The sequence below is a fragment of the Brucella pecoris genome (assembly GCF_006376675.1).
Classification (GTDB): Bacteria; Pseudomonadota; Alphaproteobacteria; order Rhizobiales; family Rhizobiaceae; genus Brucella; species Brucella pecoris.
In genome coordinates this window covers 34,651-47,053 of the sequence record NZ_VEWK01000002.1, presented here as the reverse complement: position 1 = coordinate 47,053, position 12,403 = coordinate 34,651, and the positions used below count along the sequence as shown (strand labels likewise).

Below are 12,403 nucleotides of genomic sequence, written 5' to 3'. Positions count from 1 at the left end.
AACGACAAAACCCGGCACGATGGCCGGGTAGGTCAGGTGTAAAATCAAAAGCCTGGCACGATGGCCGGGCTGTGAGCGTTGCAAAAATGCCGCCAAAGACTGGCGGCATTGATACATTTTGTATCCGAACGTTTCCAAACAAGTTGCCATTATGATAGGGCCATATCGCTTGGATTTTGGACGGATTAATTTTGGGTTGGGGGACTTATGAGGGCTATTCGCGCCGTCACGGATTATTTGAATTCTTTTTTAAGAAGCGACGATCAGTATCAGGCCGCCACTTCGCCTTCCCAAAACCAGCGTTGGAATACATTCTCCCGATGGACAGTGATTGGCGCATTCGGAAGCGTGGCGTTGCTATTCTTGGCCGTTTTCATTCTTAATCCTTTCGGCAACTTTCCGATAACGCCGCTTTCACAGGTGTTCGCCGATCACAATCAAAGGTACACGTATCCGTCCATTGCTCGCTCTGGTCGGCATCAATCCGCTATCTTTGGAACGTCTTCATCGCGCCTACTCACCCCACAAGATTTGGAAAATGAGTTCGGCGGCAAGTTCGCAAATCTGTCTATGGATGCATCGACCGCATGGGAACAAACGCAACTCGCGCGCTTATTCTTGCGGCAAGTCGAGAAGCCAGAAACCGTTATTCTGTCGCTCGACTGGATGGTTTGGTGCAATCAAGCGGCAGACGAACAACGTGTGACTTTCCGGCTCTTTCCAAAGACTTTCTATGACGAAAATCCCATCAACGATTTCGCGGATATTCTCAATCTTGAGCTTTGGGACGCTCTTCGCAAATCAGTGAAAGTCGCGACAGGGTCGCGCCAACCCTACCAAGATGCTGACGGCTTCGGCGACTTTACACCGGGCGAAGATAACTACGACGCGGAACGCGCCTACGCCCATATTCACGAGAAGCCAATACCGCAGCCAGACTTGACGCCACTAACGCCCGAAGAATTGGCCAATCTCAAGTTCCCTGCACTCGACTGGCTTGCCGTAACACTTTCCGAAATCCCGGACGACACAAAGACGTTAATCGTTCGGATGCCGGTCAATGTCACGGCGCTTGCCGTGCCCGGAACACGAAACGAACAAGCTGAAAAAGAATGCTTTCGCCGTACTAAGGAATTAGCCGGGGCGCGGGGAATTCCAATATTCGATATGGCCTTTGCTTCGCCGTTTACGACGAACGACCTCAACTATTGGGACCCGATGCACTATCGCCTCCCGCTAGGGGCGCAAATCGTTAGGGCGATTGGTCGGGCATACCGCGACGGCCAGTCGACGGACATTCTTCAAGTGACGGCGGCGCAGAAGTAAACAGATGTTATTTCAAACACAGCTATTCCTCCTGATCTTCCTTCCCCTGACGCTCGCCTTTTACTTCTTGGCTGCGCGCAAAACGGAAGTTCGTATCGGCGTCTTGATCGTAGCGTCTCTGATTTTTTACGGTTGGTGGGACGCTCGTTTCGTTCCGCTTTTGCTCGGCCAAGCTGCGCTAACGTGGGCTTGCGCGGAAATCTATTTCCGCTTTCGACTGCGCGCACTGCTCTGGATTGGCATAGCCCTAAATCTTGCCGTGCTTTGCCTGTTCAAATACTCAGACTTCCTCATCGCCAATATCGAAGGCATCATCGGCATCTCGTTGCCGCATTCATCCTGGGTTCTGCCGATAGGCATATCGTTCTTCACGTTCGAACTTGTTTCGTACCTCGCGGATCAGATGCGCGGACACCAGAAGCACTATCGGTTCAGCCGATTTATGCTGTTCGTCCTTTTCTTTCCGCGCCTCATAGCCGGACCTATCGTGCGCCACGATGAAATCGTTGAGCAGTTTGAGAAAGATCCACTGCGGCCGGGAGCGAATGAAAGGCTCGGACGCGGCTTTGTTCTGCTCACGCTTGGCCTTGCAAAAAAGCTTCTGATCGCCGACCCGCTGGCGACCATTGCTGATCCGATGTTCGCGGCGTCGGCAATTGCGCCGCAACCACTCCTTGATAGTTGGATGGGTGTTCTTGCCTTCTCGCTGCAACTTTACTTCGATTTCTCGGCGTATACCGACATGGCGATAGGAATGTCGCTAATGATGGGCTTGAGGCTTCCTATCAATTTCAACGTGCCTTACCGCGCTACTTCGCTCCGCGAGTTTTGGCGGCGCTGGCACATGACGCTTTCGCGATATATCCGCGATTACCTTTATATCCCGTTGGGCGGTTCTAGGGCCGGACAGGCGAGATTTATCTTTGCCACGCTTGTTTCAATGACGCTTTGCGGCCTTTGGCACGGCGCGGGCTGGACCTTCGTAGTATGGGGCGCGATGCACGGCGTCGGCCTGATCGTCTGCCGATATTGGCAAGGAAGATCATTCCAGACGCCAGCCATAGCGGGCTGGCTTCTGACGATGCTATTTGTCATGGCCGGTTGGGTACTCTTTCGTTCCCCCGATTTCTCGACCGCAATTTCGGTGTTTAGCGGGCTTGCGGGCTCGGGCGGTCTAGGAGGCTTCGATAAAGCCGACTGGATAATAGCTGCCGGTGCCATCGTCGCAGTCGTCGGGCCTACAAGCCTCGCCTTTGTAGAACGCTTCCTATTGCCTTGGCGGTCGGGAGCGGTCTTGTGGGTTGGCCTTTGGGTCTACTGCCTAATGGTTATTGGCGGTGAAAATCCAGTGAGCTTTATCTACTTCCAGTTCTGACGGCGCTACGAGTTCAGAGTGGTGGGGCCAACAATTCGCTCCCACGTTCTAACCCAAATAGTTGCGTTGCGATTTGTTCAAGCAAGGGCCAAAGTTCGTGATCGGAACGAAAGGTATTTGCGGTTTCGAAGATTTTGCGGGTACGAAATGGCTGCGTGGCCATTACGCCATTCACTTGCTCCGCTTCGTTTTCGGTCATACGCTCCCAAAGAGTGACAGCGGGAATGATAACCACAACGGGTTCCGGCTGTGGCTCAACAATCTCCGAGCCATTCCACAACTTGCCGTAGACGGTGCCGCCGGGGCCGGACGTGAAACCAAAATCGCTGTCAATGCCGATGATTTGGAACTCGGCAATCTGGGATTTCTCTATGTCATCAGTCATGGAGACAACATGGCCATAGTCGTCAATGGCGATATAGAAGGCATGTGGGTAGGATTTCGCTACATCGATAATATCCACCCCGTTTTCATCCTTGAAAATCAAGATCGTTACTGACGTGCTATTCCCCATAATTGGTGTGCCATCCTCATTAACCCCAACCTGCATGGGGGGAAGGTCCACCACATGCGGTTGCGGCACAAATTTACCGAAACTTTTCATTACCAACCTCCGAGTGCACGCCAGCCTAATGCCGGTATATAGATTTGCGGTTGCCTGCTGCGGACCCAGAACAGTTCTACGTTCGGCTTTTCAATCGACGTAACAACGTACCCAGATGCTCCGGTGCCGGGAGAGGTTCGCGTCCCTGTGGTATAGACGTCGTTTTGGATAAACCCATCAAAACGATGATCTGTGGCCCGATAGTTCAATTGATTATTGACGTTAGAAATGTCGGAAGACTTCGCAAGAGTAACAAGTGTGGTGGTATCCCGGTGACGAATGTAAGGAGTATCAGGAGTATTTCCTACAAAGCCCGCGACAGACGCCCAATCTGCACCTAGCTTGCCATTAAGTGCATTCAGTGTCGCAGTACTTACTGGCTTATTTGCATCCGACGTATTGTCGACAGCACTCAACCCAACATCGGACTTCGTAATCCATCCACGGATCCACGTTTGCAACGCAGTCTTGACATTCCCCCATGTCGTTTTGAACATGGTCGAGCCGCCTGCCTCGACGCCGGCAAAGAAGTCGCCGTCCGCAGGTGTTGTTTTCCCATTGGAACCGGCCATCGCGGCGCCAACGGTTGCTGTCGTTGTCAGGGCTGGCAACTGTGCGGAAGGCACCTTGCCGGTACTGTCCAGCGACGCGACGCCGTTTGGCTGTCCGAGTTTAGACGTGATGGCTGCATCAATCTTGGTGTTTACCTGCTCCTTTGTGTCATAGTCGGTCGCATCGGTAGACAGATACGCCTCGACGAAGTAGGGCTGCCCTTCAACAGGATCCAATACGGTGATGACAGGACTGTCTGCTGTATAATCGGTGTCTTGCTTTGCAAGCTTGCCATCAAGAAACACCATTGCCGCTGTGAAACCGCCGCCGACTGTTATAATGCCGTCGGGCGAGGCACCGAATATTCCCTCTTCATAGCGCCGCCCGCCAATCGAGACAGTGACCGTAGGCACAAAACCGACGCCGCTTTGATAAACGCGAGTTATCGAACCATCCCACCAAAGCTGGCCTTCGACAGGGCTGGTGGGCGTCACTACGGGCGCGGCCACGGCCTTACGCATATCGGCGAAAACCTGATCGGCAGCGTTTTTCGCGGTTACGGCCCCGGATCGGGCGGAAATAGCTTCGTCACGGGCGGTTGCCGTCGCACTCTTGTCCGCTGCGGTGCCCGATTTATCCGACGCCACCTGCGCCCGAAGTGTAACAGTTTGTTCGTAGAAATACTGCTGAAGCATGGTCGCGGCAGGGAGACTTGTGATCACCCAATCATTATAAGGTCCGCCCGTGCCTTCCACTTTTTCAAGTGTGATGGCAAGAACTCCGGTCGATCGATTGAAGCTGCTCACTTTCCCGATCGCCCAATTTGCAACAGTCGACGCGCGGGACACGGCGACATAGGGTGTAGGGGCAAAGAACTCTCGATCCTTCGGGTTTAGGATCAGCGTCACAAGCTCGCCTAAGACGAGCTTGGATGAACTCGCAGACAGTGCAATAACAGTTCCACCGGTTACCTTTTCTTCAAACCGAACAAGCTTTGCATCGAGATCCGTTTTAGCACCGCCGAAATATTCTTCCGCGTTGTTTACGATAGGAGCCAACTCTTGTTCGATAACGGTGAGGCCGCGAGCGATAATCGCGTCGGTGACCTCACGCTGAATACCGAGATTTTCTTCGAGGGGCGCCAGTCTAGCCCCGATCGCCTCGATGAGGCCGTCCCAAAGTTGCGTGCTCCACGCTTTATTCTGGGTTGAGAGGAAGCTAGACAGGTCAGACATATTATACCGCCTCGTAGTTCTTTACTGCGTTCTTGTCCTGCTCGACCAGCACGGCGAGTGCATCACCGCGGATGCGCGTGCTGTTCGACGGGTTGATGATCAAACGGCCAATCTTCACGCTTTTCGCAAGGTCGACCTTGTAGAGCTTTGCCGGATCGATCTCTGGCTTTGCCATGTGGCTATCTCCTGAATGAAAAAGCCCGGCGCAAAGGCCGGGCTCGCTACGAAGTTTCGCTTACGAATGGTTATGGGTATGACGCACTTGTCGCGGACGAAACGAGGAAGACAGCCAGCGCCGAGCTAGTGCCGTATGTCGTCTTGCGCTTCCATGACGTGATGGGCGCTCCGAGCGTCCAGGTGAAGACGCGACGGATCGAGCCATCTGCCTGCACTTCGTCGGTAACGGCCGTAGGCGCGGTCTCTGTGCCATAGCCCGAACCAGTCAGGATGGAACACGTCAGGTCATGGTTGACCTCGTCGTAATGCTCGAGCACGAGGATCTCAATAACCTCTGTGACCGGGCCCGGTGCCGTGCGTTCCTTGGTGATGTGAACACCGGTGGTACGCGGGCGCGAGACCGTGACATTCGACTGCCCGAGGTTAATGCCCGGCATCAGCTCTGTGGTGCCCAGAAGGACCATGCGAGCGTTGATGTTGGCCGGCAGATTGAACAGCGGCGAGACCCCGCTCGCCACCGCTTCAATCGTATGCCAGACCGAGCCGACCTGAACCTCATACGAAATCTCGCAGCCATCCGGCACGACCTGCTTGGTGAGAAGGTCAATGCCGCAGATACCACCCGAGAGATTCCACGCCGTCAGGTTTACAGTAACGCGAGGGGCACTGAACTCTGCAACCAGCACTTCGAAGCAGGCGTCGAGAGAAATGCTACCCTGCGACCAGAGGCCGTCCGTCGATACGAAGAACGAACCCTGTGCGTACTTATTGTTTTCAGCCATCGCCAGCCAGTGGTTGCCGGAGGTGATGACGAACCAACCGTACCGCTTGCCACCTTCGAGGAAGACCGGTTCGATTGCAAACTTTGTCGCGATCGGGTGGATCTTCAGGTCGGCCGCCGCAACAGTGGTGACCGCCAGACAGCTTCCGTAGTTTGGCGCACCGTTTTCGAACACCTCGCAAAGCCCGAGACGGACGTCACCGCCACCCGCATCAACGCGACTGAAGTAGATGTTGAAACCGGGAACCCAACCAGAGCGAGGCATCATGAAGGTATTGCCTGCCACCTGTCCGGTGTAAGACGCCTGCACGATTGTTGCCGCCCAATATGGCTCTTCGTAGGTGTCGTAGAAGATCTGACGCAGGCGCATGATGTAATGCGCCGGGCCGCCGTTATCCTGCGCAAACTCGACGTTATAGTTCGTGCCGTCGTTCTTGTAGAAGATGCCCTTCGTCTGATCGTACCGGCCGGTGCCCCACCACGCTGCGTTCGTGCAGACGAGGAACGGGTCGCCGTAGCGGATACGAGTCTTCGAGATAGTCTTCAGCGTGTAGGAGATCGTCTGCGAGCCGCCGTTTGCAAGAGCGTGCTCGGTCGATTTCTCCGTGATCGAGATCAGGTTATTCTCGGTATAGCGCGGCAAGACCATGCCGCCCGTCGACACCTGAATGCTGGTGTCAGATGGTGTCAGAAGGCCGAGGGTGATCTGCGCCGAGTTATCGTCAGCGAACCGGATGCCTTCTTCCACCTTCGTCACCGACTGCAGGTGCTCGAGATCGCTGTCCGTTTCGTCGAGGAAGTAATCCGACTTCGAGTAGGACTTTCCTTCCGGCATCCCGGTCATTTCCGCCACGCGAGCGAGCTGCTCGAGGAGGTAGATCTGCATCTGGCGCGACAACTTGTCGGCGTTCGATGCAACCAGCTTGGACACGTCGGTCTTGAGACCTTCGACGACCGGCTGCGTTTCATCCATCCAGCCTTCGAGCACCTGCACGCGGGAGTCCAGCGAGCGCATCGTGGTGATGCGATTGTCTGTGCTCTGCTCGACCAGTACGATTTCCGTGGAAGATAGCGTCACCCACGCAATGACCGTGTTGGCACTGTCGACCACAGGCTTGACCGGGGAGGGTGCCTGATCGCCGAGCTGGATTGCCACGTTGACCTTGCGCCATTCGACGGTTGCCGTTGGCTGCGGATCCACCTGCGGCGGATAGACCGAACCATTGACCACGAAATCGCGAGGCTCAGTCCCGTCATTCGCCGTCTGTGCCTGAAGCAGCACCGCCACGATGCGACGGTTGCCGGAGGTCGGCATATGCGCCAGCAGGTTCAAAACAGTGGGGCTGTCGCTGCCCGTGAAGAGCTTGCCGTCCTTGAAAAGGATGACCGGCGTTTCAACCGTGACCTGCGTCGTTGCCGTCTTGGCGACCGTTGCGCCTGAGTAGCAAGCATCGAGTGCGCCGCTGACTGCTGCCGAGATCAAGGTATCCATGGCATCGCGAGGGAACTCAGCGAGGTTCTCGAAATCGCTGAGGGTCGCGTTCTGGTTGGCGGTAAAGCGGGCAATCTTCATAGTGAAGTCCTCTCAATGGGAACCATGCCGTCCCATTTCTGGTCGGCTGTGAAACTTAGATCGGCGATGCGCATGGGGCGGTAGGTCGCCGTGGTGAACCAGATCTGGTCACGCAGAGAACGCGACTTGTAGATCGCTTCCCCGACGTCCTTGACGCGCTCGGTCGCGAGACCGATATGGCAATTGCCGACGAAAGCGTGACCGACGTAGCTCCACATTCCCTCTCTGCGGTAGGTAGCCTTGACCCTGAGCAGAGCGGTGTATGAAGTGAGGCCGATGTAGCTGTAGTTGATGAACGGCGAGAACAGGCCAGCCGCCTGTCCGATCCGCGCCTTGGTATCATCCAGCAACCGCCAGCGGTCGTAGATGTGGAGCGCAGACGCATCCGAATAGACATGCGTGTAGTTGACGCCGGTCTTGCTTCCCGTCGCCAGAAAGGCTTCGAGGTAGCGCGCGCTATGCCGTTCGTAGACTCGCTCTGGCGCGATACTCAGCGGAGTCACGCTCTCGACGCCGTGCGGGATCTGCCCAGAGCCGAAGGTTCCGTCCTGACCGATGGTGATCAGCCGGCCACGGTTCTTGTCGGCGACGTAGGAAAGCCCCACGTAGCAATTGTCCACGACGGTATCGATCGGGTTGTAGTCTGCTGGTATGGCAAACGTTGTGACGTCGACCGCCGCATCGCTGCCCCATGTGCCGATCTGGTCGAATGACCGGATCTCGGTCTCCACCTCATCCTCGACGATAGTGGCCCGACGCCCGTAGTACCGTGCAGCCTCGTTCTCCATAACGAAGAATCCGCCAACGTAACCCGGCACTGTGCGCAGTCCATCTCCGACAGCGAAGGCCGGGCGCTCACCCGGTATGCTGTAAGGATAGAGCCGAAGCTCGGCGAACTGTTCCCGCCACTTGTCGAGCGCCTCAGCCGAATAGTCCGTCAGGTACATGCCGACAGGCGGGATGACCGCGTCGTAGATGCTGGCGTCCACAAAAGACAGATACTTATTGATCCCCGGCAGAGTGCCCTTCAGGCCCTTCATGCCGTAGATTTCAGCCGTTATCCGGCGTTTCTTCCACTCCGGCCAGTTGTCTCTCCAGAGATCAACGCCGCGTCCCCATGCAAGGAATGGAAGGTGCGAGACCGAAGTGAGATACGGATCGCGCATTCTCTTGACGAGATCGACATCCACCCGATTGACGGAGAAGGCAGCAAGTCCTTCAAGCGCCTTCTCAAAATCGGTCGCGTTCAGTGGGAGCAACGACTCACCGCTATCCATCACGCCACCTCGACGATTACCTCTGGTACATAGACCGTTCCGTATTTGCCCGGATCGACATCGGTTGATGGCTCGACCACCACCACGCTCTCGAGCGCATTGCCGTTATGAGCGGCGGCGACGATACCGTCTGCGCGCAGCACAGTGCCAATTGCAGACCTTGAACTGGCGTATGCCTGAATCGATGCCTTGGCCTTGGCGACGGTCGTGGAGATGTCCGGTCCTGTCTGCGCAGTGACCTTCACCCGAATGACCTGGCTGACAATCGTAGCGGATCGGACATAAACGTTATCGGTCAATGGCCTACGGGTTTTTGCTGACAGCGCATCGTAGACCTTCGTGACCACATCCTGGTCGACTGTGCCGTCCCCGTTACGTCCGAGGAGGATGACATCGCACCGATTGTTCTCGCCCTTGATGGCCTGCACCTGCTTGATGCTGCCGTCGGCTGACCATGCGAAATAACGATATGCATCCTCTGGTCCGGCTGCGGCATAGCCGTCCGGTGCCAGATTGCGCCGCTGACGGAACTCTTCGTCGCTTTCGTAGATGGGGTTGCCATCGGCGTCGTGCCGTATGATGCGACGGGTCATGCCGAAGTCGGCTGCGAAGTTATCGAGATCCGCCCCGGTCGTTGTCGCCAACATAAGTGCGCGAGCAACGTTATTCGCACGAGCGCGCCACAACAGCTCTCGGTAAGCGAAAGCTTCGATGACGATCTTAACCGGGTCAGTCTCGAGCATCTCGACGTTGTACGCCGGGAGCTCTGGTTTTGTTTCCCGCACCACGGCCCACCGCTCTTTGAAGTCGGCGACCATCTCACTCAAGATGGTTTCGTAATCGAGCGTCTCGATCACATCCGGCAGTGGGACAAGTGTCAGGTCGATAGCCACGGGCGAATCCTCTCGCAGGGACAGCGTCACGCCACAGCCAGAATCCCCCCTTCGATTTCTTTCAGGGCGAGAATGGCTGTTCGTTCGACGGGGTTGGAATAGTCACCGAGATGGCCGTTCTCGAAGAACACACCACCCACTTCCAGCTTGACGATGCCCGGCGTTCCCGCATCTACGTTGGCGCGCAAGAGGACGAACCCTGGCTCACCGAGCTGACGTCCTTCGACAATGCGAGGCTCAAGAGCCTGTGCTGTCGCGACATACAGATCGATGATGGTTTCGACGATTTGTGGCCGGTCGATGATGTTGGGGATGTCGGACCCGAAGCCGCGCAGTTGCACGCGCTCGCCAAGCTCGGTCGTCAGAATGGTGACTATGCTCTGCCGGCAGTGGTCCCATCCGAAGAGGCATCGGCCCGTTTGGGCGTCAATGCCTACTCGAGCCATTAGCGCGTCTTCTTATCCAGCGCAGACGGGTCCGGCTCTGCCTTTGGCGCGGCGGCCGACTTCGTGCCGATCTCAGAAACAAGGCCGGACAACACGAGATACTTGGCCTCGCGGTCTGAAATGTGCTGGATCTTGTCGCCCTTCTTGCGGCCTGCACCTGCGATGTAGCCGTCGGCGTTGACAATGTAGGTTTTCTTGCTGCTCATTGCTCTGCTCCTTAATTTGCAGGGACGTCTGTGTTCGCTGCTCCAGGCACTACGCCGCCATGGATATGCGTGCTGCCGACGTTCTTTTCGTCGTGCTCTTGCTTGCCACCGACCTGGACGAATCCTTCTCCGGTGAACTGAAACGTCGTCCCATTGGCTTCTATGAAGAGGCCTTCCGCCGTGTGGGTGATTGTTGTCCCGCCGATTACGACGCGCTTCTCAGCACCCTTATTGTGGGGCTGTGGCGTATCGTCGGTGAACCCGCCCTTGATCATGACCGACTTCGCCATGTCTCCGTCTGGCGAGAGCAGCATGACCCGCTGCCCGACCGACGGTGGCGTCCACTCGTTGATGTCGCCTGCCTGCTCGGACCATGACGTCGGCGGGGAGTCTATGCCGTGAGCCGTGATGATGACGGTGCCGTTCTCGTAGTCGACTTCCTTCACGACGCCTTCACGGAACATGTTGTTCTGGCGGACGGTCATGCGGCGGACAACAGACTCCACCGCCTCAAGCCGTTCGATTAGTCGATCGAAAACGGTGAACGAGCTCATAGGGGAATCCCTTGGTGATGCCAGACGATCGGCGTTGCCAGGAGAGGCTGCGCGCCTGTCGGGGAACCCAGCTTCTCAGCGAGGTCACGGGTATAACCGAGCGTCTTCATTGCCCGGTCATTTGGCGTGTCATTCGCATTTGCCGTGAGCATGGCGGTGATGTCGTCGATGCGGTCGCTGTAATCGCTGAATGTCTGGAGCCTGCTGAGGAATGCGCCAATCTCAGGTGGGATGACGCCCATAGCGTTTTCCCGGATGGCTTTCATTTCCACGGTCACCTGACGAGCCGCGAGACGCAGGCCGCCTTCAACTGATGCACCGCGACGGCTAACCACGTTCTGGTAAGCAGGGCAGAGATAGTTAAAGACGTCACTGGCGGTGCTACCCTTGGTCAGGGCGCGGAACACCTGCAGCTCGAGAGCATCCAGCGTCGTCTCGATCTCGCTGTCAGTCGACGGGCATTCGAGACTGTAAGGCTCGGCGTTACCTTCCTCGTCCTTTTTCACCGTCTGCACCACCAGCAATTCGAAGGTGAGAGACATGAACCGGTCTTCGTAGGTACGGCCGGACTTGGGCCACGGGTCTTTGTCGTAGTCGGTATAGATGACGACGCAGGGGAACACCCTGTCGATCTTCATGTCTTCAACCGGCTCGATCTTGGAATCGAAGATGTAAGGCCCGGCGAGAGTCGGCCATGGCGCTTCCAAATAATTGTTGAGCGCGCAGACTGCTGCCATGCGGGTGATGCTGCGATAGACGCTCATGCCTGACCTCCGAGCTGCACCAGCATAAGGACTATGCGGGATAGACCGTCGCGCTGTGATGAGACGACCTGAAAGTCAGGAAGCTCCGGCCGGGTTGGGAAAACCACCAGGTCGCCCTGCTTGGGCTCCTCTGCGCCAACCGGGAAATAAAGGCGGTCGACAGATAGCTGCGGATCTCTACCGGACTGGAGCGAACGCAGATCGTTCGCTTCACGATATGATCTACGCACTCCGAGCTGCACACCGTATTCGACCGAGATGTAATCGAAGATGCCTTTGCCGTTGACCACCTTACGGGTGGCGTCCGGGCCAGCCCGACCATTCGGAGTCGACGCATGGGGGGTGAATACAAACGGGATCGCATTCACCCGATCGACCGTCTTGCTAACAACTTTGTCCATCCGGTCGAACATTGCCATGGCGAAACCTCTTTATTTTTCAGCCTTCTTGGCTGGGGCAGGAGCCGCTACCGGCTTCTCTGGTTCGTCAGCCTCGACCGCGGAAATCAAACCGGCGGCCTTGTAACCCTTCGCTTCACTGTCGGAGAGAGAGACAATGTCCTTCTCTGACACCGGGCGACCCTGGATAATGGTATCCAGCTTGACGATGTACTGTTTCATTGGTCACTCCATACGGAGGG

At 56.4% G+C, this 12,403-nt stretch carries 14 protein-coding genes; 2 read left to right on the top strand and 12 right to left on the bottom strand.

Translation table 11 applies throughout. The annotated features are described in order from the left end of the window. The first annotated feature begins 207 nt into the window (after positions 1 to 207). Both FIB18_RS03450 and FIB18_RS03445 read left to right on the top strand, forming a co-directional pair. Positions 208 to 1,326 carry a hypothetical protein gene (locus FIB18_RS03450; protein WP_140019454.1) on the top strand — a complete coding sequence of 373 codons (1,119 nt, stop codon included), beginning with the start codon at positions 208 to 210 and terminating at the stop codon, positions 1,324 to 1,326. Positions 1,327 to 1,330: 4 nt separating this feature from the next. Continuing rightward, the gene (locus tag FIB18_RS03445; RefSeq protein ID WP_140019453.1) at positions 1,331 to 2,701 is read left to right on the top strand and encodes an MBOAT family O-acyltransferase; all 1,371 of its coding nucleotides are present in this window, start codon (positions 1,331 to 1,333) and stop codon (positions 2,699 to 2,701) included. A 13-nt stretch (positions 2,702 to 2,714) separates the two neighbouring features. On the opposite strand, the gene FIB18_RS25125 is transcribed toward FIB18_RS03445, so the two are convergent. The 12 genes from FIB18_RS25125 to FIB18_RS03390 form a co-directional block, all read right to left on the bottom strand. Continuing rightward, the gene (locus FIB18_RS25125; protein WP_235894826.1) at positions 2,715 to 3,305 is read right to left on the bottom strand and encodes a hypothetical protein; all 591 of its coding nucleotides are present in this window, start codon (positions 3,303 to 3,305) and stop codon (positions 2,715 to 2,717) included. Further along, a complete protein-coding gene (locus tag FIB18_RS24935) occupies positions 3,305 to 5,092 on the bottom strand; it encodes a hypothetical protein (RefSeq protein ID WP_174977388.1) in 1,788 nt (595 codons plus the stop codon). Before FIB18_RS24935 ends, FIB18_RS25125 begins: the two co-directional genes overlap by 1 nt. Before the next feature lies 1 nt (position 5,093). Then, entirely contained in the window at positions 5,094 to 5,267 is a 174-nt protein-coding gene (locus tag FIB18_RS24750; protein WP_158295687.1) for a hypothetical protein, read from the bottom strand. A 70-nt stretch (positions 5,268 to 5,337) separates the two neighbouring features. Continuing rightward, entirely contained in the window at positions 5,338 to 7,623 is a 2,286-nt protein-coding gene (locus tag FIB18_RS03430) for a hypothetical protein (RefSeq protein ID WP_140019452.1), read from the bottom strand. Beyond that, positions 7,620 to 8,900 (bottom strand): phage tail protein I, encoded by a 1,281-nt coding sequence (locus FIB18_RS03425; RefSeq protein WP_140019451.1) that lies wholly within the window; start codon positions 8,898 to 8,900, stop codon positions 7,620 to 7,622. The genes FIB18_RS03430 and FIB18_RS03425 overlap by 4 nt, the downstream gene beginning before the upstream one ends. After that, positions 8,900 to 9,793 carry a baseplate assembly protein gene (locus FIB18_RS03420; protein ID WP_140019450.1) on the bottom strand — a complete coding sequence of 298 codons (894 nt, stop codon included), beginning with the start codon at positions 9,791 to 9,793 and terminating at the stop codon, positions 8,900 to 8,902. Before FIB18_RS03420 ends, FIB18_RS03425 begins: the two co-directional genes overlap by 1 nt. 26 nt (positions 9,794 to 9,819) lie before the next feature. Further along, complete coding sequence (locus FIB18_RS03415) at positions 9,820 to 10,239, bottom strand: GPW/gp25 family protein (RefSeq protein ID WP_140019449.1); 420 nt, start codon at positions 10,237 to 10,239, stop codon at positions 9,820 to 9,822. Beyond that, complete coding sequence (locus FIB18_RS03410) at positions 10,239 to 10,445, bottom strand: hypothetical protein (RefSeq protein ID WP_140019448.1); 207 nt, start codon at positions 10,443 to 10,445, stop codon at positions 10,239 to 10,241. The genes FIB18_RS03415 and FIB18_RS03410 overlap by 1 nt, the downstream gene beginning before the upstream one ends. An 11-nt stretch (positions 10,446 to 10,456) precedes the next feature. Next, positions 10,457 to 10,999 carry a phage baseplate assembly protein V gene (locus FIB18_RS03405; RefSeq protein WP_140019447.1) on the bottom strand — a complete coding sequence of 181 codons (543 nt, stop codon included), beginning with the start codon at positions 10,997 to 10,999 and terminating at the stop codon, positions 10,457 to 10,459. Continuing rightward, entirely contained in the window at positions 10,996 to 11,763 is a 768-nt protein-coding gene (locus FIB18_RS03400) for a hypothetical protein (RefSeq protein ID WP_140019446.1), read from the bottom strand. Before FIB18_RS03400 ends, FIB18_RS03405 begins: the two co-directional genes overlap by 4 nt. Next, entirely contained in the window at positions 11,760 to 12,164 is a 405-nt protein-coding gene (locus FIB18_RS03395) for a hypothetical protein (RefSeq protein WP_140019445.1), read from the bottom strand. Before FIB18_RS03395 ends, FIB18_RS03400 begins: the two co-directional genes overlap by 4 nt. A gap of 30 nt (positions 12,165 to 12,194) precedes the next feature. Continuing rightward, a complete protein-coding gene (locus FIB18_RS03390; protein ID WP_140019444.1) occupies positions 12,195 to 12,383 on the bottom strand; it encodes a hypothetical protein in 189 nt (62 codons plus the stop codon). Between the last annotated feature and the right edge of the window lie 20 nt (positions 12,384 to 12,403).